The sequence below is a fragment of the Cyanobacterium sp. genome, assembly GCF_054166785.1.
The window spans coordinates 48,166-70,484 of the sequence record NZ_JBSZCP010000059.1 but is presented as its reverse complement, the minus strand read 5'-3'; the positions used below and the strand labels follow the sequence as shown (position 1 = coordinate 70,484).

Genomic DNA, 22,319 nt, shown 5'->3' with positions numbered 1-22,319 from the left:
TGTTCTTGTGCTATAACTGGTGATGCAAGCATCATAGTTGAGATGCCCAGGGGTAAAAGGGTTTGAATAGGCTTGATAAAAAACATTATTTTATAGTTTATGAATGAGTATTGATGGCATGGCTTTTCCATTCTCCCGATGGAATCAAAACACCTCGGAAAAATTCAATTTTTTCTTTGGTCATGAAATAAGTCCATGCTTCATCTATAGGGTAATCGTTTTCATCATAAACCGTTATCTTTTCTCTTTGATAATCATTGAAATGGGGTTCTCTATTTTCTTGATAACCTTCTAATTTATCAATGCCTTCGAGGACAGATGAGTCAGCAAAGGTGAGTAAATATCCTTGTACCTTGTTGTCACTTTTAATCATGGCAGGATAACCCAAGGACAGGGAATATATATCTCCGTATGTCCAGCATTTTTGTTCATCAATAGTCTTTCCTGCACAGTGCAAATAATAGTTCACCCCTTTAGGTTTTAGGGTACCATAAACAAAAATTTTCATGGTTTTTTAATTTTGTTACTATCCTATTTTTGGTCAATTTTATGATAGCCGTAGATTTTGAAAATGAGTCAATAAAGTTCTCAGGACATCATTAGCGGTGGATGCTTTGCTATATAATAATTACCTACTGATTTGCAAAGGGGATGTTTTGATGAGTCAAGGGCAGATGGTGAGCCAATCTGATTATATTTTAGATGCAAAAAATTTATCAAAGAGTTTTGGTGGACTTAAGGCTGTTGACAATGCCAGTATTCGGGTAGATAGGGGGGCGATTACGGGGTTGATTGGCCCTAATGGTGCGGGAAAAAGCACTTTATTTAATCTCCTCTCTAATTTTTTGGTGGCGGATGAAGGAGAAATTATTTTTGATGGACAGGTTATTAATAAAATGACTCCCCATCGCATTGCGAGGAAGGGATTTATTCGTACTTTTCAGGTAGCGAGGGTGTTATCTCGGTTGACGGTGTTGGAAAATATGTTATTGGCGAATCAAACTCAAAAGGGGGAAAATTTACTACGGGTTTTTGTGCAACCCCATAAAATTAGGCAACAGGAAAGGGAAAATAAAGAAAGGGCGATCGCCATTCTCGAATCCGTGGGGTTACTGGAAAAAGCCCATGATTATGCTGGGGCATTGTCTGGGGGGCAACGAAAGTTATTAGAAATGGCTCGAACTTTAATGACTAATCCTAAACTGATTTTACTTGATGAACCTGCGGCGGGGGTAAATCCTACCCTGATTAATCAAATTTGTGAACACATTGTCACATGGAATAAACAGGGAATCTCTTTTTTAATCATTGAGCATAATATGGATGTGATTATGTCTTTGTGTAATCATGTGTGGGTATTGGCTGAGGGTTCTAACTTAGCGGATGGTACTCCCGAATTTATTCAATCCAATGAGCAGGTTTTGGAGGCTTATCTGGGGGGATAAATATAGCAATTACTATGCTTATGAAATACAAAATGATCCCCCTCAATTTCCCTCATTGAAAATATCAGACAGACCCCATGAGTATAAGAAACCCCTATCATAAAAATGTACTTTATTTTGTTCTTAATAATCACATTATATGTATATACTTATTTTGATTAAAAAAGAGCAGATATATAAACATAAAAAAAACTCCAAATCATTGCTTAGTAAGTGTTGTAAAGTCATTAGTTATTATAATTAAATAAATCGATTAATTTTATGTTTTTTTTTTGTAACAATGTGATCCTTTTTGTAAAGTGACTGGGTAAAGTATGTCCATACACAAAATCAAATATTAAATTATTTGTTAAATTCATGAAAAAACTAAGTCTTGCTTTGGGTTTGTCTGCTTTCGCCGCGGGTGGTGTTTTAGTTAATGCTCCTTCCGCCATGGCCCAATTTCTGGATGTGGGTTCTGGTGGGATCGCTGCTAGTGCAAGTTTTACACTGGGTGGTGTTAGTCAAGACATAGACACACCTAGTGTAACCTCCGTATCAACGGCGATCGCCATTGGTAAATCCTCCGCAGTTGCAGGTGCAGCGGCTGGTTTATTTGGCGAAAGTGGAACCATTGCTATTGCCATCGGTACTGGAGGAGAGATTGACGGTCCTCTTATTACAATCACTCAAGAAGATGCTAACACATTAGGTACTGCTCAAGGAAATAACGTAGGTCTTGGATTTATTGATTTAAATGCAATTGAAGGAGATTTCTCTGGTGGTTTTAACGATTTCGATTTAGATTTCCTCTTTCCCTTCTAGTAATAGAACTTAGACCAGTATTTATCTACATCACCGCCTTTACTTAATGAGGCAGTGATCGTCTGAGGAATAGTAAACCCGCATTAACAACTTATTGACGGATTTCCTAACTAAACCGCAGGGCAGGGGGTTTAACTCCTTGTCCTATTCCAGTCTCCATAAACATTTTTTTCTTGTTCTCTCAATCCTCCACGAGAAATTAACGAGCGCCAAAACCATCAAACCAATTTAAACTTCTTCACCGTGAGTATCCATTCTTCAAAATTAGCTATATTAACTGGATTTCTATTCTTTTGCAGTGGTCAAAGGTCTGTTTTTGCTCAAGATACATCACCTCTACCATTTTTTGTTGCTGACAACCCCGTAGAAAATCCAGATCCTGCCCCATCAGAAGGGGATGAAGAGGAAACCATATCCCCAGAAGAAGAACAGGGAGATATAAACTACATTATTACTCCAAGGGTAGTGGATGAAGACAGAGTACCATTGATTTTTACTACCTTTCCTTTAAATGGTTTTTCCCTTAACCATAAGTTAGATTTTAATCTTGAAACGTCCTATCAAACGGGGGAAAACTCAAGCAGTAATTTATTTTTGGATGCGGTTTATAAAATAGATGGTAGTACCGTCCAAAGTTTGACTCGGGATAATGTGTTTACATCGGATTATCGAGCTACCTATGGAAGAGTAAGAACTCTTAATCAGGGTAGAGATATAAGTATTACTTTTACAGAACCTCAAACCATGGTGGGTTTTGGCATTCAGCAGACTTTCTCTGGAGACTGTTCCATTGTGGGAGTAGTACCCCAAAATCCGAATTCCCAGTGTAGCTTTTTACCCGCATTGGTGACCGATAGAAGTAGTTTTGATGAAGACCTTCAGCCCAGAAGAATTGAACAAAGGGGCAATATTGGTCAAGAAATTACTCCTGAAAATTTAGCTATTCTTAGTTTACCCGGCTTTCAAAACAGGGGTATTAATGGAGAAACTTTTGGTTTAGATTTAGTGTTCCCCAATGTGGGCAGATTTCCGGGCAATAGTCTTGGGGATGAGACTTTTGTCGAAAGGAGAGAGGAGTTTAATAATACTTTAGCGGGGGGAATTTACCGCACTAGGCAGGTGGTGAGGACCAATGCTGATGAAGCGGTTTTAGGACGTACTATTTATGGTGGTAATGTAATTCTTGAGGATAATAATTTTATATTAAATACTGTTGTAGGGGCATTGGCTCAGTTTCTACCTGAGATAGATCCAGCTCTCCAAGGCACAGAACAGAGTACAAATACAGCTGTTCACCAAAATTTATTTCTTGCTGCCAATAATGCTCGTATTCCCCGTGATAGTCTAGTTATGTATCATGGGGGAGTGGGTAAAATTGACCATCCTTCTTTAGAAAATATCCAAAATATCTCAGAATATAAACCAGTAGGAACATTTAATGGAGTCTGGCTAGGTTTATCCCCCGTCCGCACCAGAAGTTTAGATACCACCACATCTATTAATTTTATTAATGACCAAATCAGAGGAGGCATTGCTGGGGGAGAAGGGGGTGCAAATACCAATATTAGTTTTGTGACGGCGGCCAATGAAAATGTCATCAATTCTGCTGGTTTAACCAGTTTTTATATTCAGGCTTATTTATCGTTGTTTGAACGGGATATTAACTTTGTAACGAGGCAGGTATTATCTGAGCAAATAGATTATTTTCCCCATCTTAGTCTCACGGGTAATATTACTAAAAATAATCAGGTTGTTCGTTATTATACAGGGGCGATCGCCTCTGACAACCCCAAATTTTACCTAGGGGCAGACTATGTAAGGGTGATGAATGGTTGGCGCTTCGACCTTTCTTCCATTTACTATATAAACCCAGACCAAGACTATTTTAGTAAAGTAGAAAGTAGTTTAAATAAAGGATTTCAAATTAATCCTAATCTCAGGATTGGCTTTTCCACCGCCTTTCGTTATGCCTTTGATAGAGATGTAGAGAATATATTAGAGCAACCCACCGACAACTTTTTCTCCATCGGGACAAATATAAATTGGAATAAAGTAAACCTCAATATTAGTCAACTATTTGATGTATTCCCCGACTCTGTGGGCAACAAACTTCAAGCCAGTGTAAACTTCCCCCTCGCCGATAATATCACCCTAGGAGCTTTCATCACCCCCCAAAGAAACATTGATAATTATGGTCTAGCACTTTCCCTCTCTCAAAATAATTCCCGTTTTGGGATGAGTTGGAATCGTCGTATTTTTTCCTACGGGGAAGACGTTTTTGGACGAGATTTAGAAACAACAGATAATGTCTATCAACTATTTTTTAGGACTTCTTTGTAGCCGACAAAAAATAACCTTTGATGGGTAATGCTTATTACTACCTCCCAAAGTACGGAAAACCTACATAGGTAAATTTCCTAATGGGAATAAAATAAAAATATGGCAATACTTCTCAAAATAATATGAAATTTAACCTTCGCTCCCTCTATACTTGGTACACCAACGGTATTCGTAACCCCCAATACCGCCTCTGGGTAATCCTCGGTACGTTAGTATATCTCATCAGCCCCATCGACATCTCCCCCGACATCATACCCATCGCAGGGCAAATAGACGACTTTGTAATTGTTTCCATTATGTTATCAGAAATCTCTCAACTACTCCTCGGGGCAATGAAAAACAGAAAATTAGATAGAGATAACATCCAAAATGAAAATAATCAAGGGGAAACCGTAGAGGTAGAAGCCATTCCCCTCGAAAAATAGAACCTAAGTTGGGTTAAAACCCAACAAAATATCTTCAAAAATTCCACAAATATCAGTCAAATAAAAACAAAGGTAAATGTCCATAAGTCCCTAAAATAGACTCATTAACATCAGAAAAAATAGTCACCAACACCCCACGATAATCCCCCGTGTATTCGGAAACTATCTTCGACAACCTTTCCCCGTTAAACTTGATATAAGTTGGCGCATTACCATCCGTTTCATCTCGACTAATATCCAACTCATAACCAAAAGCCCTTAAATAACTATTTAACCCAGAAAAACCCTCATCATAACTAGATGAGCAAATACCCAAATTAAAATAGTCCGCCTCAGCCACCACCAGCAAAAGAGACTTTTGTAACTCAATTTTCTCCTCCTCAGAAGCCGGAATTTTGGTTTTAAGACCACTGTAACCCTTCAAAACTTGTAAAGCGGAACTTACCTCAGAATTCATTTAACCACATCCACAAAATAAAATCATTTCCACCGTAGCTCAAAAACAAACCCCAAAGCAAGTTATCCTTCCTTAGCCCTCACAGCCAGAATTACACTCTCCCTGCACAATTACCTCATAATGATCAACCTTAAGCCCCGGGCGCAACTTATCCATCCCTAGATTAGAAAAAGTCTCCCAAGGAATATCCTCAATCTTTCCACAATGCTTACAATAAAAATGGTGATGGGGAGATACATTTGCATCATATCGACACACCCCTTCTTGCAACAACACCTCACGAATTAGTCCCACATCTCGAAGGGTTTGTAAAGAAAGATAGATTGTCGCCTGAGACAAAGTCGGAGCATCTTTATTCAAATCCGTTAAGATATTTTCTGCCGTGGGGTGATCATTTCTACTCAACAGATTTGCATACACAGCATAGCGTTGTGGTGTCACCCTCAACCCTTTTGCTTTTAATACATTGATGATTTCATCTGCTTTTTTTGCCATGACAAAGTAAAAAAAAATCTCAGTCCTACACTACAAATTTATAGTCTAATTAATAATTAATTTTCAACTATTAATCAACTAACCTTAACTATACCTTAACAAAAATGAATAATTATTGTTGTTGACAAATTCTTAAATAAGAGTTATTCTGAGATAGAAGCAATCAGAAATGACTTCAAACGTCATTTTAAAAAACGTAAAGTTTTATTAACCATTTATAGAAGAGGTAAAATATGGCCGTTATCGAAAAAGTACCTAGTGTAGTATTCAAAACCCGTGTCCGTGACGAATCCGTAGAAGGTTCTAACCCTTACCGTTGGGAAGACAAAACCACCGAAGATATTTTTGGTGGCAAAAAAGTAGTAGTTTTCTCTCTACCCGGAGCATTCACCCCTACTTGTTCTTCTAATCACCTTCCTCGCTACGAAGAGTTGTACGAAGAATTTAAAGCTCAAGGTGTTGATGAAGTAATTTGTGTATCCGTAAACGATGCCTTTGTAATGTTCAAATGGGGCAGAGAAATCGGAGCTAAAAATGTATTCTTATTACCCGATGGAAACGCTGAATTTACCCGCAAAATGGGTATGTTAGTAGATAAGTCTAACTTGGGATTTGGTCTAAGATCTTGGCGTTATTCCATGCTTGTTAATGACTGCACCATCGAAAAAATCTTTGTAGAGCCTGGTTATGAAGATAACTGCCCTGCGGATCCTTTTGAAGTGTCCGATGCTGATACCATGTTAGCTTACCTCAAAGGTACTGCTCCTGCGGGAGTTTGTGACCCTGTAAAAGAATTTGTTGGTTAATAACCTAAAATAATTTAGTTTTTTGGGGGTGTATATTTACACCCCTTTTTTTGTTAGCTGTTATTTAATAAACAACATTTCTTGATAAGTAGGTAAAGGCCATAATTCATCATCCACTTCACCCTCAAGGGCATCGGCGTATTTGCGCACCTCATTCATAATGGGAAGAATAGTTTGGGCAAAATACTTCATATGGTCTTCAGTATCGGCAAAGTCTTCTTTATGTAGGGCTTCGCTGAGTTTTTCCACCTCTGCTATTAATTGATTAACTAAAGTGGCAATTTTTTCGATCGCACAGGTATCTAACTTTATACCAATATTATGTAGATTAGCCATAGTGCTGGTAAGTTTAGAAAGATAATTAATAGCCGCAGGATAGATAATAGTTTTCGCCATGCTGACTACCAATTTTGCTTCCACCTCAAGGGAAAGAATATACTGCTCGGCATATACCTCAAAACGACTTTCCAACTCCACAGGGGAAAGGACTCCCATGCGGTCAAATAACTCCTCAACTTCCTTATATTTAAGACTAGGTAAAGCATCAGCGGTAGTAGGTAAATTAGCCAAACCTCTTTCCTCCACGGCCATTTTATGCCATTCCTCAGAATAACCATTACCGCCAAAAACCACAGCTCCATGTTTTTCCATGATTTCTTTGAGGACTTTTTGGATAGCATCATTAAGCTCCGTACCTGCGTTCAACTCAGCCTCTAACTTTTCTGCAACCCACTGTAAAGAGTCCGCCAAAATAGTATTCATGGCTACCAAAGGACCTGCTACCGATTGACCAGAACCCACCGCACGAAACTCGAAACGATTCCCCGTAAAGGCAAAAGGAGAAGTTCTATTGCGATCGCCCGGATCCTTAGGAATTATAGGTAAAGTATCAATACCAATATTCATAGTTTGAGCCAATTTACAGCCCTTAAGTTCCCCTTTACGAATTTGCTCAAATACATCCTCCAATTGAGAACCAAGATAAACAGACATAATCGCAGGGGGAGCCTCATTAGCACCCAAACGATGATCATTACTAGCCGAAGCCACCACCGCCCGCATCAAAGGACCAAACTTGTGGACACCTCGAATAATCGCCGCACAGAAAAGAAGGAATTGAGCATTACTATGGGGAGTATCACCCGGATCTAATAAATTACCTTGAGTAGCATTACCCACAGACCAGTTTACGTGCTTTCCAGAACCATTAATTCCCGCAAAAGGTTTTTCATGGAGAAGACAAACAAAACCATGCTTTTTAGCCATTTTCCTTAAAATGGTCATGGTCAATTGTTGATGGTCCGTAGCCACGTTAGCACTTTCAAAGAAGGGGGCTAATTCAAATTGTCCGGGGGCTACCTCATTATGGCGAGTTTTCGCAGGAATACCTAGACGATACATGGACTCCTCTACATCTTGCATAAATACTTGTACCCGCTCAGGAATCGCACCAAAATAATGGTCATCAAATTCCTGTCCTTTAGCCGATGGCTTACCGAATAAAGTTCTTCCAGCCAAAAGTAAATCGGGGCGACTGTGAGCAAAATTAGAGTCCACTAAAAAGTATTCTTGCTCCGCTCCACAACTGGAGTTGATGGGGGAAATATCCGTATGTCCTAACAATTCCAACACCCGACGAGCAGATTTATTGAGAGCCGCATTGGAACGAAGGAGAGGAGTTTTTTTGTCAAGGGCTTCCCCAGTCCAAGAAACAAACACGGTAGGAATACAAAGAGTAACACCATTATCAGTTTCCATGACATAGGCAGGGCTGGTAACATCCCAAGCGGTATATCCCCTCGCCTCAAAGGTGCTACGAATACCACCGTTAGGGAAAGATGAGCCATCAGGTTCTCCTTTTACCAATACTTTTCCTGCAAATTCAGAAATTACCGAGCCATCACCCTGTACTGATACGAAACCGTCATGCTTTTCGGCGGTGGAGTTGGTGAGGGGGTAAAATACGTGGGCGTAATACAAAGCTTTTTTAGAAATTGCCCAATCTCTCATGGCAGTGGCAACTACATCGGCAATGGAGAGATCGAGGGTTTGTCCTGTTTGGATAGTTTTTTGTAGGGATTTAAATACGTCTTTGGGCAGGCACTCTTGCATTTTGCTGAGGGTAAAAACATCCTTTGCCCACATTTCTTCCAATCTTTTGGGGCTATTGAACGGTTTTATCTCTCTGTTGGTGATTTGATAAATGGCTTGAACCCTTGATTGATTTCCACTCATAGTCTTTTATTTTAAGGATAATCTCTCAGGATAATGATTATGTAATTATTAAATAGTTCATCATGAACACTTTTGTATTTTTTTGAGAAAAGTATTAATTGAGTGTTACAACTTCAACTTGTTTTGCCATTCACGTTAAAATAATTATAAGGTCTTTTTTATAAATATTTTTTAGCGAAGGGAAAATGAACTTCACCATACAGAAAATTTTTGATCAATACAGTCAAGGAAAAAAAGACTTTTCCCGCATTAATCTTATCGATGCAGAAATTATCAAAGCTAATCTTTCTGGAAGCGACTTTTCCCGTGGCGATTTACGACAATCGAGACTAGGACAAACGGATTTTAGCCATAGCAACTTTAGCGATGCAGATTTGAGCGAGGCTATTTTGTGGGGGACAAATTTTAATCAAGGAAATTTAACAAAGGCTCGTTTTCGTGATGCAGACTTAAGCAATGCTCAGTTAATGGAAAGTAACCTAGAGGGGGCTAACTTTCTAAAAGCTATTGTTAGCGGTGTTAATTTTCAACGGGCAAATTTGAGTAATGTGACGGCTATCTACGCAGATTTTCGCATATCCTCCGATTATCGTACCAATTTGAGTAATGCTAATTTGAGCAATGCAGACTTGAGTTATGGTTTGTTATCCCAAGCCCTTTTGTACGGAGCGAATTTAGATGGAGCGAAGTTGTGCCGATCTCACCTTGGCAAAAGAAATTATAATCAAAGTAATCTCGTTACAGATCTCACCAATGCTAGTTTACAGGGGGCAGATTTAAGCTATGCTGACCTTACGGGAGCTATTTTTATCGGGGCAAACCTTCGGGGTGCTGACCTTACGGGAGCTATCTTAGATGGTGCCATCTTTACCGATGCCATTATGCCCCATGGGGAGATTTTTAATAGTTAATTTGATACTCCATTAGTTAAATCTTTTTTTGTTGAGCGAGGGTAATATTCCGAAACTTGAGGGCTTGTTTTTCCATTTTCTCCGCAAGGTGATTACAAACAAGGTGGGATAATTCAAAAATAAGAGAATCTTCGATGTAATAATAAGCGGAAGTACCTTCAGGGCGACGGTTGATGATTCCCCCTTGAAGCATAATTTTTAAATGTTTAGAGACATTTGCCTGACTGGTTTTAGTGATTTCCACCAACTCTTGCACACATTTTTCCCCATCTCCCAATAGGTTCAGTATCTGCAAACGCATGGGATTACTTAGTATATTGAAATATTCGGCAACTTGTTCTAAGACTTCTGGAGGAACTGAATTTGCGATCGCCATGGAACCAGCATGAGAGTACACCCTATATTTTATCATCCAGTGAAGCCTTCGTGACATTTAGCTTAGGGCTTAAATCGTAATTTTAGATGGATTTAAGGAAGTAAATTGTGGGGTATTTTCCTTATTTTATCGAATCAATGGAGAAAAACTAGGTATCATGATGACAACATATTAAAAAACCTTTTAACTCCGTAAGATTAAATGCCTAGTAATATTACCAGTCAACAAGTAGAACAAATCGTTAATAATCTACACCATGATCCCTTTGAAATATTGGGGATTCACCTTCTCTCCGAAGAAGAAGAGAAAAAAACCTATGTAATTAGAGCATATTTACCCAAAGCCTCCGAAGCCTACGTAATAGCCCCAGAAATTAGGCAAGAATATAAGATGCGATCGCACCATCACCCCAACTTTTTTGAATGTGAAATAGAAGCCCAAGAACTAAACAACTACCAACTAAAAATAAAACAAGGAGATCAAGAAAAAGTAATCTATGATCCCTACCAATTCAAATCCAGCACCATCACCGACTATGACCTCTACCTATTCAAAGAAGGCAACCACCACCGCATCTACGAAAAACTAGGCGCCCACGTCATGGAACAAAACGGCGTAAAAGGAGTTTACTTTGCCGTATGGGCTCCCAACGCTCGTAACGTATCCATCCTAGGAGACTTCAACAGTTGGGACGGTAGAGAACACCAAATGCGTAAAATAAACAATATCGTCTGGGAACTATTCATCCCCGAACTCGACTTTGGCACCCACTACAAATACGAAATCAAAAACTGGGAAGGACATATATATGAAAAATCAGATCCCTTCGGCTTTTACCAAGAAGTAAGACCAAAAACCGCCTCCATCGTTGCCGACTTAGACTCCTACCAGTGGAACGACCAAGAATGGCTCGAAAAACGTCGTAATACCGACCCCCTTTCCCAACCCATCTCCGTCTATGAACTCCACATCGGATCATGGCTACACACCTCCAAAGAACAACTACCCAAAAACTACGGTAAACAAACCGAAGTCGTCACCGCCTCCGATGCCAAACCCGATGCCCGTTTCCTCACCTACTGCGAACTCGCCGAAAGCCTAATTCCCTACATCAAAGAGCTAGGCTACACCCACATCGAACTATTACCCATCGCCGAACACCCCTTCGATGGCTCATGGGGTTATCAAGTAACAGGGTACTACGCCCCCACCTCCCGCTATGGCTCCCCCGAAGACTTAATGTACTTTATCGATCAATGTCACCTCCACGGCATCGGCGTAATTGTTGACTGGGTACCTGGGCATTTTCCCAAAGACGGTCACGGACTCGCCTTCTTCGATGGTACTCATCTATTTGAACACGGAGATCCCAGAAAAGGAGAACATAAAGGTTGGGGTACATTAGTATTCAACTACGGACGTAATGAAGTGCGTAACTTTCTCGTAGCCAACGCCCTCTTTTGGTTCGACAAATACCACATTGACGGAATCCGAGTAGATGCGGTAGCCTCCATGTTATACCTTGACTATGACCGGGAAAACGGAGAATGGGTAGCCAACGACTATGGCGGTAGAGAAAACATCGAAGCCGTAGAATTTTTACGACAAGTAAACGGTACCATCTTCAACTACTTCCCCGGGATTCTCTCCATTGCCGAAGAATCCACCTCCTGGGCCATGGTATCCCGCCCCCCCTACATGGGCGGTTTAGGCTTCAACATGAAATGGAATATGGGTTGGATGCACGACATGCTCGACTACTTCGCCATGGATCCTTGGTTTCGTCAATTCCACCAAAATAGCGTCACCTTTAGTATGTGGTATCACCACACCGAAAACTATATGTTAGCCCTATCCCATGATGAAATCGTCCATGGTAAAAGTAACATGATAGGTAAAGTGCCAGGAGACGAATGGCAAAAATTTGCCAACCTCCGTAGTCTGTTTTCCTATATGTTTGCCCACCCCGGTAAAAAAACCATGTTTATGAGCATGGAATTTGGGCAATGGACAGAATGGAATGTATGGAAAGACTTAGAATGGCATCTACTTAATTATCAATCCCATAGTCAACTAAAAGGCTTTTTTGCCAACCTAAACGCCATCTACAAATCTGAACCAGCCCTCTATGAAAGAGATTTTGAAGAAGAAGGTTTCCAATGGATTGACTGTAGCGATAGTCGTCATAGCGTAGTTTCCTTTATTCGCCGTGCCAAAGACTCTGACGATTTTATTCTTGTAGTTTGCAACTTTACTCCCCAACCCCATAGCCATTATCGTGTCGGTGTACCAGAGTCTGGATTCTATAGTGAAATATTTAACAGTGACTCCAAAGATTATGGCGGTAGTAATATGGGTAATTTGGGCGGAAAATGGACTGATGAATGGCTTTTCCATGACTATCCTTGCTCCCTCGATTTATGTTTACCTCCCCTCGGTGTATTAATGCTTAAGTTAAATCGTGATAAGTCTCCAGATTAATGTTTTTGATGGGTAGGTTTTCCCTACCCGATGGCTTATTTTTATGGCTAAAAAATTGAGCAGAATTTTTTTAAGATAATTTTTTAATTAATGAACGACAAAAAGTAACTATTTTTAAAATCCATTCTTCTATTATTAATATCAGTAAATCTAACTTTTCGAGGATAATTTCCAAGAAGTGTTTTTCATAACCCATAGTAACAACCTTGGCTTCTATATCCCCTTCCGATGGGTGCTTTTCCACATCCGTAAATTGTGTCTCCTTGACTAAGGTAATGGTTTTCTTTTCCGATGGTATCGGTTTTATAGAATCTTCTTGATCCTCTAATTTTTTTTCTAAGTGTGATGATAAATTTTCTTTTACAGGGGAATTAATGATAACTTGATGATCGACTTTTTGAGTTAAATTGTGATGAAGTGCCGGGGGCTTTTCCTCTCCATATAAGTCCTCCCAAGATAACCAAGGATCACTTACTTGTCCATCGATTAATAATAAATCATGACTGTTTTGGGAAAATGTGAGAGGTTTATTTTGATCTAATTTAACGTTAAAAAAATAATCGATCGCAGCTAAAATCAATGCTTGAATATTAAGGGGGTTATCATCCTGGGTAATCACATTATCAAATTTACTCTTTACCACAGAAGCCTGATTTAAACCTTTAACCATCAGCTTTTCTGTTTTAGCTTGAATAACTGGTAAAAGTTCTTGACTTTGATTTACTATTCCCTGAATAGCTTGGTTAATCTCTTTACCCGTACTTGATTGAGTAATAGAATTATATTTTTCCTTGAGGGTATGGTTAATAGATTGCCGAGTATTAGCGACATTATCAATACTTTTAGATTGACTATCTTTTGAACCAAAAAAGTAATTAACCGCTGCCTCTATTAAACCTAAAAAATAAGTTGTTTCTTGGGTATCAATATTATTTAATAATTCATCTTTATCTTGTTGAGGTGTGATAATATTTTTTTCTTTATTGAATAAAGCTAAAGTTCCTTTTTCAATTTTTAAAAACAGTTTATCTATAAAAAGAACTATTTTATTTTGGTCAGGTTCTATGCTTTCTTTTTCTAAAGGTTTTTGCGGAGTTTTAGTTAAAACTAAATCAGAATCTTTTAGCTGTTCTAAATCTTGAATAATTTTGGATTTACGGGAAAAAAATTTGAAAGGATTAAAAATACCAAAAGATGGTTTAAGTTGCTTTTTATCTTTTAGTGTTGGTGTTAACAGTAGTTCTTGATTCTTTTTATATTCAGTAACCACTGAATTAATAATAGTTTTAATATCTTCTTGGTGACGGGGAGGAAAAACTATTTTTACTTGATTTTTTGGCTTAGCTATAATTATCTTTTTATTATCAATTAAACTTGCTAAACCTTTGACTGACTTTCTTTTTAGCTTAGGTATTTCAGGAATATTAATTATTTGCTCAGATACTTCTTCTAAAATATAGTCTGAAGATAGTTTTGCGGGAGTTGAATTTAATGATTGTGTAGCTGAATTGTCCGATGTACCGCTGAAAACATTACCTAATTTTTTAGTTTTATTAAAAAGCACATAAAAAGGATAAAGTATGGTGGCAATGCCTGTATTAACCGTTTGAGTAAATTGTCTTACGGATATTCCTAGGGATGAATTAATTTTTAGATACTGACGATTAAAAAAGTTAAGTAATCTACTTTTGTAACGGGTGGATGATTCTTGGTTAGAAGACATGGCAATCGTCAGTAGGTTTTGATTTTATCGAAAAGAAAAATTCTTTCTATGATAAATAGTATAAAACTTTTTGCCGTTTCTCACCCTGAGAAAATCTCTTATTTGCTTTTCTGAAAAGTTATTTAACGGGGCAAGGCGTGTTCCCCAACCCCAACAAAAATTAAGCCAAAGCAGGAACTTTCTGAGAATCTTCCGCTCCTACACCATCAAAACTCTGATTACGACAGAAAATTTCACAAGAATTATTAGGACTTTCAATTAGTTTAATTTTTTCTAATTCTACTCCTAACTTACTTACAGGCTCTTTTAATAAAGTGGCAATGTAAAAGGCAATATTTTCCGCAGTGGGCACAGTATTAACAAAATGGGGTATGTCTTTGTTTAGAAAAGTATGGTCAAAAGGCTCTACCACATACTCATCAATGACATTTTGCAACGCCCCTAAATCCACAATCATTCCCGTACGAGTATCCATCTGCCCTGTGACAGAGACTTCTAAATGATAATTATGCCCATGACCATTAGGACGAGCGCACTTACCATATATTTCTAAATTTTCTTCATAGCTTAATTTATTAGAGGCTAAACGGTGGGCGGCGCTAAAGTGAGTTTGAATAGTTAAAGTTGCTTCCATGTCTTTTCCTTGATAATTAACCCAAAGTTGAGGATGTTCGTATAACAAAATGTCAGTTAATGGTAAATGGGGATTTAACCTTTGCCAAATTACCCTTGCAATGTTTTCGGTGGTCGGTAAAGTTTCTTGGAATTCCTCCCATACATCATTAAGATAACCATAGTCTAACTGACTGGTCACTTCATTTTTAATAACCTTTTTTACATTGGAGAGATTTTGTACCATGCCATATTGATCTAATTCCCCAATCAAAGACACAAATAATACATAATTATGTCCATGACCAGGAAAACGACTATTAAGGCCAAAACGCTCTTGATTTTCTTGCTCTGACAATTCGGGCAACCAGTAACGATGACTAGCGCTGAATTTAGCTCGGCGATTGACAATACATTTCATTGCAATAGTTATTATTTTGGGTTTCTGATTCTTTCTTTACTTTACCATTTTTTCCTTTACCTAACTTAACAATTCTTTAATTTTTCTAGCCTGACTAATGAGGAGTAATGAGTAATGAGTAATGAGTAATGAGTAATGAGTAATGAGTAATAGGAATTTACTGCCCACTTCCCACTATCCACTCACTACTTAAGCAATAAATAAAATAAATCTCCATCCCAATCTACTAAACCTGCTTGGGCTTTGGGAATATCTCCTGTACCAAAGAAAATATCTACCCTCCCAGCGCCCCTTATAGCACTACCTGTATCTTGGTCTAGGACATAACGACTGGCAACGGGGGTAATCATCTGCCCATCCCTATTAAGCTGAGGAATGCGGGTATGAATCAATGCTAATGCTCCGGGGGGCATAATAGATTTATCGGTGGCAATAGAGCGTTCATCGGTGACGGGTACATTCAAACTACCCATGGGGGGTTGTCCTCCTGTTTCTTTAAAAAAGATGAAGCGGTTGTTGCGGGGTAAATATACGCTTAATTGATCGGGGTTATTTTCTAAAAATTCCATCAATCGGGGTAAACTCATTTCCTCGGCGGGTACTTTTCCATCGTTAATTAATTCCCTCCCCAAGCTGACGTAAGGAAAATCCGTTGCTCCATTAAAGCCGATAGTCATGGTTTGCCCATCGGTTAATCTTAGTTCTGCGGAACCTTGTACCTGTACTAAATAGGCTTCAAGGCGATCGCCCAGCCACACCAATTCATTATCCTTAATAACACTATCAGTACCCTGTCCATCCACTCCTTCTAGTTGCGCCCTAGTGGGATGGGGTTTTGTCCACGAATCAAAATTACTCGGTCTGCGATAAAGGGGATAACGAAATTCCTCGGTTCTTTGACGACTAGCACGATATATTGGTTGAAAATAACCCGTAAAATGTACCGTACCTTCCCCATCATGACCCACCGAACGATAAAAACGAAATTCCCTCTCAATGGCCTGTTGCAGTTGAGCAGAAGAATGGGAAGTTGCCACCAATTCACGGAAACGGCGTAAAGAAGCAATTACTCGCTCACGGGTAAAACCCGGTACAGAATAATTTTCATAGGCTCTTCTGGCACTTTCGGTGTTAAGGTATCGTAAGCTATGGTCAACGGCTCGAATTAATGATTGTCTATCCCGACTTAAAATTTGTTGATCCAACACCTGCATCGGTAAACTATCCACAGGTTTCAAGGGTACATTTTGAGCAAATGAAGACGGGGTAAAAAATAGTCCTAAACTAAGATTTAGTAAACTTACTTTTGATAAATTAGCTATAGATTTTGTTAAATTTAAACGAAAAAATACTTTGTTTTGATTTTTTAATTGTTTATTTATATTATTTAAAACCATTTTTTTATATTTCAAATTATGACTAAGATAGCTGTTTTTGGTACGGGCTTAATGGGATTACCCATGACCCAAAAATTAGCAGAGGCACATCTGAGTGTGATGGGTTACAATCGCTCTGCTCAAAAATTAGAACCCTTAAAAGAGCAAAATGTTCCTGTAACAACTAATGCCCAAGAGGCGATCGCCTTTGCGGACTGTTTAATTTTAATGCTCTCGGACTTTTCCGCCATTCAAAAAGTTATTTTATCCTCTAACAGTTCCTTTACCCAAAAAACCATTATTCAAATGGGTACCATTGCCCCCGATGAAAGTAAACAATTATTAAAAGAAATCAATGCAAAGGGAGGAGAATATTTAGAAGCCCCCGTATTGGGTAGCATTCCTCAGGTTAAGCAGGGGCAATTATTACTCATGGTAGGTGCTACACCCCAACAGTTTGAGCAATGGCAATATTTATTTAAAATTTATAGCCCTGAGCCTAATCTAATCGGGGAAGTAGGACAGGCAGCGGCTTTAAAATTGGCTTTAAATCAGATGATTGCAGGATTGACTAGCACTTTTGCCCTCAGTTTGAGCTTTCTACAACAACAAGGGGTATCCTTGGATATTTTCATGGATATTTTGCGCGATAGTGCATTGTATGCTCCCACCTTTGACAAAAAACTAACCAGAATGGTGGAAAATAATTTTGATAATCCGAATTTTCCCACTAAGCATTTACTCAAGGACATTAACTTATTTTTAGATGCCACGGAAGGAAAAAATATTAATAATATCGCCCTCAAAGGGATTCAAGGGGTGGTGGAAAGTGCCATGGAAAAAGGCTATCAAGATGGGGACTATTCAGCCTTGATTGAAGGTATAAAAAAGAATGGATAGTTAATGAATATTTTTAGAGCTTAGTACCGCCGTTACCCCAGAAAAAAAATTAATCTTTTCTTTACCTTGCAAAAAATAATTTAAAAACCCCGAAATAGTATATATAGGGCTATTTTGGGAACTTAATAAAAAATGTAAAATAAGAGAAGATGCTGATTTCCGTACCCCATAGTGTGTCAGTTAGCACAGACTGACCATATTCCTATGCTAAAATCAACAATAAACAAGGCATAAGGTGAATTAAGGTATATTATGTTTGAACGCTTCACAGAAAAGGCGATCAAGGTGATCATGTTGGCTCAAGAAGAAGCTCGTCGCTTGGGTCATAACTTCGTAGGTACTGAGCAAATTTTGCTTGGTCTAATCGGAGAAGGCACTGGTGTCGCCGCAAAAGTCCTCAAACCCATGGGTGTAAATTTAAAAGATGCCCGTATTGAGGTAGAAAAAATCATCGGTCGTGGCTCAGGATTCGTCGCTGTCGAAATTCCTTTTACTCCCAGAGCAAAAAGAGTGCTGGAATTATCCTTAGAAGAAGCTCGTCAATTAGGTCATAACTACATTGGCACAGAACATTTACTTTTAGGGTTGATTAGAGAAGGGGAAGGAGTCGCCGCTAGGGTTTTAGAAAATCTTGGGGTTGATTTGGGTAAGGTAAGAACCCAAGTTATCAGGATGTTAGGGGAAACCGAATCGGCTCCTGTGGGTGCTGGTGGGGGCAACCGTTCTAATAAAACACCTACCCTTGATGAATTTGGCTCTAATTTAACTAATCTTGCTGCTGAAGGAAAATTAGATCCTGTGGTGGGCAGACAAAAGGAAATTGAAAGAGTTATCCAAATTTTGGGTCGTCGTACCAAAAATAACCCTGTATTAATTGGTGAGCCCGGGGTTGGTAAAACTGCGATCGCCGAGGGTTTAGCCCAAAGAATTGGTAACAAAGACATCCCAGATTTATTAGAAGATAAAAGAGTTGTCACCCTCGATGTAGGTTTATTGGTAGCTGGTACCAAATATCGTGGGGAATTTGAAGAACGACTCAAAAAAATTATGGAAGAAATTCGTCAGGCAGGGAATGTAATCCTTGTGATTGATGAAGTTCATACCCTCATTGGTGCAGGGGCGGCTGAAGGTGCGATCGATGCGGCCAACATCCTCAAACCAGCCCTTGCCCGTGGTGAACTCCAGTGTATTGGTGCTACCACCCTAGATGAATACCGCAAACACATCGAAAGGGATGCAGCCCTTGCCCGTCGTTTCCAACCTGTGATGGTGGGTGAGCCTAGCGTAGATGAAACCATCGAAATTCTCTTTGGTTTACGGGAACGTTATGAACAACACCACAAATTAAAAATTAGTGACGAGGCGCTTGAAGCCGCTGCCCAACTATCAGATCGTTATATCAGCGATCGCTTCTTACCCGATAAAGCCATTGACCTCGTTGACGAAGCAGGATCGAGAGTTCGTTTACTCAACTCCCAACTACCCGCCGAAGCCAAGGAATTGGACAAAGAATTACGGGAAGTCTTAAAAGAAAAAGATGAAGCGGTAAGATCCCAAGACTTTGATAAAGCTGGGGAACTGCGCGATCGGGAAATGGAAATTAAAACCGAAATCCGTGGTTTAGCAGATCAGAAAAAAGCAAACCCCAATGTGAGCGACAGCCCCGTTGTTGGGGAAGAAGAAATCGCTCAAATCGTAGCATCTTGGACTGGTGTACCCGTACAAAAACTCACCGAATCTGAGTCCGAAAAACTTCTGCAAATGGAAGATACCCTCCACCAGAGAATTATCGGTCAAGAAGATGCCGTTAAAGCAATTTCGCGCGCCATCCGTCGTGCCAGAGTTGGTTTGAAAAATCCTAATCGTCCCATTGCGTCCTTTATATTCTCAGGACCTACGGGGGTAGGAAAAACCGAACTTACCAAAGCATTGGCTACCTACTTCTTTGGCTCAGAAGATTCCATGATTCGCTTGGATATGTCTGAGTATATGGAACGTCACACCGTATCCAAATTAATTGGTTCACCTCCAGGATATGTGGGTTATAGCGAAGGAGGACAACTCACCGAAGCCGTCCGTCGTCGTCCTTACACCGTAGTATTATTTGACGAAATCGAAAAAGCACACCCCGATGTATTTAACCTCCTCCTACAAATTTTGGAAGATGGACGTTTAACCGATGCCAAAGGGCGCACCGTGGACTTCAAAAATACCCTCCTCATCATGACTTCCAACATTGGTTCAAAAGTCATTGAAAAAGGTGGCGGTGGATTAGGCTTTGAGCTAGAAAGCGATCAAACCGAGTCTCAGTACAACCGTATCCGCTCCCTTGTTAACGAAGAGTTGAAAAACTACTTCCGTCCCGAATTCCTCAACCGTCTTGATGAAATCATCGTATTCCGTCAACTCAACAAAGAGGAAGTCAAGGAAATTTCCGAACTCTTACTCAAGGAAGTATTTGCCCGTCTTACCGAGAAAGAAATTACTCTACAGGTAACTGACAAATTCAAAGAGCGTTTAATTGAAGAAGGATATAATCCTGCCTATGGTGCTCGTCCATTACGTCGTGCCATCATGCGTCTATTAGAAGATGTTTTGGCGGAAGAAATCTTATCCAAACGTCTCAAGGAAGGAGATACAGCCCTTGTGGATGTGAATGAAGAAGGTAAGGTAATTATTAAAGCTGAAGAAAATACAACTCCATTACTTGCCAAAGCTGGTAGTTAGGTTGAATCATTTTTTCATCTTGTGTCAAAAAGTTTAATTTTTGGGTGGGTTAAAAGCTCACCCTTTTTTGTGGTTAATAAAGGGTTGAGGAACTTTATTTTGTGGTTATAGTTAGAATTATTTGTTTAGCTCTCAGTTATTTAGGCTTAGGCATGGGATTTTTTCCTTACTTGAGGATGAATCGAGCTACCATTGCCTTTGTTGGTTCAGCTTTTATGGTTGGTTTGGGGGTAGTAACTCTGGAGGAAGGTTGGGGGGCGATTGATGTCAATACCATCGTTTTTTTGCTGAGTATGATGATCATTAACAGTTATCTTTCCTATGGGGGATTTTTTAATCTTGTTATTCAACGCCTGTTGCAGTTTTCCCTTAGTGCTTTTGGGTTGATGGTCATTCTTACCTTTTCCACTGCATTTTTATCGGCTTTATTTTTAAATGATACCCTCGTGTTAGTTATGACTCCTTTGGTGTTAAAACTAACCATTAATTTGGGTTTAAACCCTATTCCTTATCTTCTTGCCATCGCTTCTGCCACTAATTTAGGCTCGTTACCTACCCTCAACGGTAATCCCCAAAATATCTTAGTAGCTTCTTTTTCTGGTATAGGTTATCTCGATTTTTTACAAACCCTTAGCCCCATAGCGGTGGTTAGTTTATTTATTCAAATTGCTTTACTATATCTTTTATATCCTAATGTGCGATCACGAAGTGCCGTTATACCATCGCACCAGCCCCTTACCATTACCCCCCTACCCCCAGTAAAAACCCATTTACCCCTACTAATTAAAACCTTAGTGATTACCGCCATCATGCTCATCGGTTTTGTGGTAGGAATGCCTCTGGCTGAAACTGCATTTATCGCCGCTGCCTTACTATTAATTACCCGTCGCCTCAAAGCTCAAAAAGTATTACAACAAATCAACTGGTCACTATTACTGATGTTTTCTGGGCTATTTATCCTTACCCGTAGTGTCCAAAATTTAAACTTACTAGATATATTTGTTCCCTATATTGACCATCCTTGGGGACTCGTTACCGTCACCGCCATTCTTTCTAATCTCATCTCCAATGTGCCAGCGGTTTTACTGATCAAAGACTTTATGGCAGATAATCCTCAAAATTGGATTTTACTTGCTTCAAGCTCCACCCTCGCAGGAAATCTCAGTCTATTCGGCTCCGTGGCAAACTTAATTATGGTAGAATCTGCTAAATCCGAGGGGTATCACCTCTCATTTACAGAGCATTTGCGCTTCGGCTTTCCCCTCACTGTTATAACTATTCTCTTGACTCTCAACTTTGCTAACCTGCAATTTTGACAAAAAAGGGTCTTTAAACTAAAAATTGCTCAAAAAATCTTAACGTTTTCCCTTGATACCTTTATGGGAAAGAAAATCGGGAATATTTTGGGGTAATAACCATGAAGGGAGAGGTTGATGTACTAAGGTTTGATAACGATAAAAATTGAGGGCTTCAAATAAAAATCCTACCACGGCACAGGTTGCCCCAATGGTAAGAATGCCCATACTACCAGAGCCATCACCAAAAACGGTGAAAAAGTTCCAAGTATGCTCATAACCTTTTTCTGCTAAAAATCCAAGGGCAGGAATATAAGCCATTAGATAAAAAGAAACTAAAATTAAAACGCTGATGATGATGGGGGTGGCAAAACTGACTAAACTTGTTAGAAGTAAAGAGAAAAAGAAAGATAACCACATATTCATATTTTATTACTCCTGATGGAGTCGGTGAATGGTTAATGGATAATTTACAATAGTAAAATTGTTG

Annotated in this window: 19 protein-coding genes; 10 read left to right on the top strand and 9 right to left on the bottom strand. The window is 39.2% G+C overall.

Annotated elements, in window-relative coordinates; translation table 11 throughout:
• Window positions 1-97: 97 nt before the first annotated feature.
• Entirely contained in the window at window positions 98-508 is a 411-nt protein-coding gene (locus tag ACXITR_RS12330) for a gamma-glutamylcyclotransferase family protein (protein ID WP_457997518.1), read from the bottom strand.
• 151 nt (window positions 509-659) lie between these two features.
• Between ACXITR_RS12330 and ACXITR_RS12325 the strand changes: the two genes are divergently transcribed.
• From ACXITR_RS12325 to ACXITR_RS12310, 4 genes are all read left to right on the top strand, one after another.
• Entirely contained in the window at window positions 660-1,445 is a 786-nt protein-coding gene (locus tag ACXITR_RS12325; RefSeq protein WP_457997517.1) for an ABC transporter ATP-binding protein, read from the top strand.
• Window positions 1,446-1,802: 357 nt separating this feature from the next.
• Entirely contained in the window at window positions 1,803-2,249 is a 447-nt protein-coding gene (locus tag ACXITR_RS12320) for a hypothetical protein (protein WP_457997516.1), read from the top strand.
• A gap of 243 nt (window positions 2,250-2,492) precedes the next feature.
• Window positions 2,493-4,589: a hypothetical protein gene (locus ACXITR_RS12315; RefSeq protein ID WP_457997515.1), complete on the top strand. Its 2,097-nt coding sequence runs from the start codon at window positions 2,493-2,495 to the stop codon at window positions 4,587-4,589.
• Window positions 4,590-4,711: 122 nt separating this feature from the next.
• Entirely contained in the window at window positions 4,712-5,014 is a 303-nt protein-coding gene (locus tag ACXITR_RS12310; protein ID WP_457997514.1) for a DUF1232 domain-containing protein, read from the top strand.
• A gap of 52 nt (window positions 5,015-5,066) precedes the next feature.
• Here ACXITR_RS12310 and ACXITR_RS12305 read toward each other — a convergent pair whose 3' ends face one another.
• Both ACXITR_RS12305 and ACXITR_RS12300 read right to left on the bottom strand, forming a co-directional pair.
• Window positions 5,067-5,471 (bottom strand): DUF1824 family protein, encoded by a 405-nt coding sequence (locus ACXITR_RS12305; RefSeq protein WP_457997513.1) that lies wholly within the window; start codon window positions 5,469-5,471, stop codon window positions 5,067-5,069.
• A 72-nt stretch (window positions 5,472-5,543) separates the two neighbouring features.
• Entirely contained in the window at window positions 5,544-5,966 is a 423-nt protein-coding gene (locus ACXITR_RS12300; protein ID WP_457997512.1) for a Fur family transcriptional regulator, read from the bottom strand.
• Between the two features lie 233 nt (window positions 5,967-6,199).
• On the opposite strand from ACXITR_RS12300, the gene ACXITR_RS12295 reads away from it, so the two are divergent.
• On the top strand, window positions 6,200-6,772 hold the full coding sequence (locus tag ACXITR_RS12295) for a redoxin family protein (protein WP_457997511.1): 573 nt from the start codon (window positions 6,200-6,202) through the stop codon (window positions 6,770-6,772).
• Between the two features lie 60 nt (window positions 6,773-6,832).
• Here the strand turns inward: ACXITR_RS12295 and ACXITR_RS12290 are convergent, their stop codons facing one another.
• Window positions 6,833-9,007 carry a glutamine synthetase III family protein gene (locus ACXITR_RS12290; protein WP_457997510.1) on the bottom strand — a complete coding sequence of 725 codons (2,175 nt, stop codon included), beginning with the start codon at window positions 9,005-9,007 and terminating at the stop codon, window positions 6,833-6,835.
• Window positions 9,008-9,192: 185 nt separating this feature from the next.
• Between ACXITR_RS12290 and hetL the strand changes: the two genes are divergently transcribed.
• Window positions 9,193-9,918: a heterocyst differentiation pentapeptide repeat protein HetL gene (gene hetL / locus ACXITR_RS12285; RefSeq protein WP_457997509.1), complete on the top strand. Its 726-nt coding sequence runs from the start codon at window positions 9,193-9,195 to the stop codon at window positions 9,916-9,918.
• A gap of 16 nt (window positions 9,919-9,934) precedes the next feature.
• Here the strand turns inward: hetL and ACXITR_RS12280 are convergent, their stop codons facing one another.
• Window positions 9,935-10,315 carry an ArsR/SmtB family transcription factor gene (locus ACXITR_RS12280; RefSeq protein ID WP_457997508.1) on the bottom strand — a complete coding sequence of 127 codons (381 nt, stop codon included), beginning with the start codon at window positions 10,313-10,315 and terminating at the stop codon, window positions 9,935-9,937.
• 180 nt (window positions 10,316-10,495) lie between these two features.
• Here ACXITR_RS12280 and glgB point away from each other — a divergent pair, with 180 nt between their 5' ends.
• Window positions 10,496-12,775, top strand: coding sequence for a 1,4-alpha-glucan branching enzyme (gene glgB, locus ACXITR_RS12275; RefSeq protein ID WP_457997507.1), 2,280 nt, complete (start codon window positions 10,496-10,498; stop codon window positions 12,773-12,775).
• Window positions 12,776-12,845: 70 nt separating this feature from the next.
• Here glgB and ACXITR_RS12270 read toward each other — a convergent pair whose 3' ends face one another.
• The 3 genes from ACXITR_RS12270 to mltA all read right to left on the bottom strand — a co-directional run bounded on the left by ACXITR_RS12270 (window position 12,846) and on the right by mltA (window position 16,928).
• Complete coding sequence (locus tag ACXITR_RS12270) at window positions 12,846-14,498, bottom strand: hypothetical protein (protein WP_457997506.1); 1,653 nt, start codon at window positions 14,496-14,498, stop codon at window positions 12,846-12,848.
• Window positions 14,499-14,658: 160 nt separating this feature from the next.
• On the bottom strand, window positions 14,659-15,531 hold the full coding sequence (locus tag ACXITR_RS12265; RefSeq protein WP_457997505.1) for a 6-carboxytetrahydropterin synthase: 873 nt from the start codon (window positions 15,529-15,531) through the stop codon (window positions 14,659-14,661).
• Between the two features lie 185 nt (window positions 15,532-15,716).
• Complete coding sequence (gene mltA / locus ACXITR_RS12260; RefSeq protein WP_457997504.1) at window positions 15,717-16,928, bottom strand: murein transglycosylase A; 1,212 nt, start codon at window positions 16,926-16,928, stop codon at window positions 15,717-15,719.
• Window positions 16,929-16,946: 18 nt separating this feature from the next.
• On the opposite strand from mltA, the gene ACXITR_RS12255 reads away from it, so the two are divergent.
• The 3 genes from ACXITR_RS12255 to ACXITR_RS12245 all read left to right on the top strand — a co-directional run bounded on the left by ACXITR_RS12255 (window position 16,947) and on the right by ACXITR_RS12245 (window position 21,850).
• Window positions 16,947-17,807: an NAD(P)-dependent oxidoreductase gene (locus ACXITR_RS12255; RefSeq protein ID WP_457997503.1), complete on the top strand. Its 861-nt coding sequence runs from the start codon at window positions 16,947-16,949 to the stop codon at window positions 17,805-17,807.
• A 252-nt stretch (window positions 17,808-18,059) separates the two neighbouring features.
• Entirely contained in the window at window positions 18,060-20,534 is a 2,475-nt protein-coding gene (locus tag ACXITR_RS12250) for an ATP-dependent Clp protease ATP-binding subunit (RefSeq protein WP_457997502.1), read from the top strand.
• Window positions 20,535-20,635: 101 nt separating this feature from the next.
• Window positions 20,636-21,850 (top strand): anion transporter, encoded by a 1,215-nt coding sequence (locus ACXITR_RS12245; RefSeq protein WP_457997501.1) that lies wholly within the window; start codon window positions 20,636-20,638, stop codon window positions 21,848-21,850.
• A 39-nt stretch (window positions 21,851-21,889) separates the two neighbouring features.
• On the opposite strand, the gene ACXITR_RS12240 is transcribed toward ACXITR_RS12245, so the two are convergent.
• Complete coding sequence (locus tag ACXITR_RS12240) at window positions 21,890-22,255, bottom strand: hypothetical protein (protein ID WP_457997500.1); 366 nt, start codon at window positions 22,253-22,255, stop codon at window positions 21,890-21,892.
• Window positions 22,256-22,319 lie beyond the last annotated feature (64 nt).

Coding starts and splice junctions, on each gene's coding strand:
- ACXITR_RS12305 (WP_457997513.1), bottom strand. CDS start 5,471: ATGAATTCTGAGGTAAGTTCCGCTTTACAAGTTTTGAAGGGTTACAGT.
- hetL (WP_457997509.1), top strand. CDS start 9,193: ATGAACTTCACCATACAGAAAATTTTTGATCAATACAGTCAAGGAAAA.
- mltA (WP_457997504.1), bottom strand. CDS start 16,928: ATGGTTTTAAATAATATAAATAAACAATTAAAAAATCAAAACAAAGTA.
- ACXITR_RS12255 (WP_457997503.1), top strand. CDS start 16,947: ATGACTAAGATAGCTGTTTTTGGTACGGGCTTAATGGGATTACCCATG.
- ACXITR_RS12290 (WP_457997510.1), bottom strand. CDS start 9,007: ATGAGTGGAAATCAATCAAGGGTTCAAGCCATTTATCAAATCACCAAC.
- ACXITR_RS12265 (WP_457997505.1), bottom strand. CDS start 15,531: ATGAAATGTATTGTCAATCGCCGAGCTAAATTCAGCGCTAGTCATCGT.
- ACXITR_RS12330 (WP_457997518.1), bottom strand. CDS start 508: ATGAAAATTTTTGTTTATGGTACCCTAAAACCTAAAGGGGTGAACTAT.
- ACXITR_RS12250 (WP_457997502.1), top strand. CDS start 18,060: ATGTTTGAACGCTTCACAGAAAAGGCGATCAAGGTGATCATGTTGGCT.
- ACXITR_RS12320 (WP_457997516.1), top strand. CDS start 1,803: ATGAAAAAACTAAGTCTTGCTTTGGGTTTGTCTGCTTTCGCCGCGGGT.
- ACXITR_RS12295 (WP_457997511.1), top strand. CDS start 6,200: ATGGCCGTTATCGAAAAAGTACCTAGTGTAGTATTCAAAACCCGTGTC.
- ACXITR_RS12300 (WP_457997512.1), bottom strand. CDS start 5,966: ATGGCAAAAAAAGCAGATGAAATCATCAATGTATTAAAAGCAAAAGGG.
- ACXITR_RS12240 (WP_457997500.1), bottom strand. CDS start 22,255: ATGAATATGTGGTTATCTTTCTTTTTCTCTTTACTTCTAACAAGTTTA.
- glgB (WP_457997507.1), top strand. CDS start 10,496: ATGCCTAGTAATATTACCAGTCAACAAGTAGAACAAATCGTTAATAAT.
- ACXITR_RS12325 (WP_457997517.1), top strand. CDS start 660: ATGAGTCAAGGGCAGATGGTGAGCCAATCTGATTATATTTTAGATGCA.
- ACXITR_RS12310 (WP_457997514.1), top strand. CDS start 4,712: ATGAAATTTAACCTTCGCTCCCTCTATACTTGGTACACCAACGGTATT.
- ACXITR_RS12270 (WP_457997506.1), bottom strand. CDS start 14,498: ATGTCTTCTAACCAAGAATCATCCACCCGTTACAAAAGTAGATTACTT.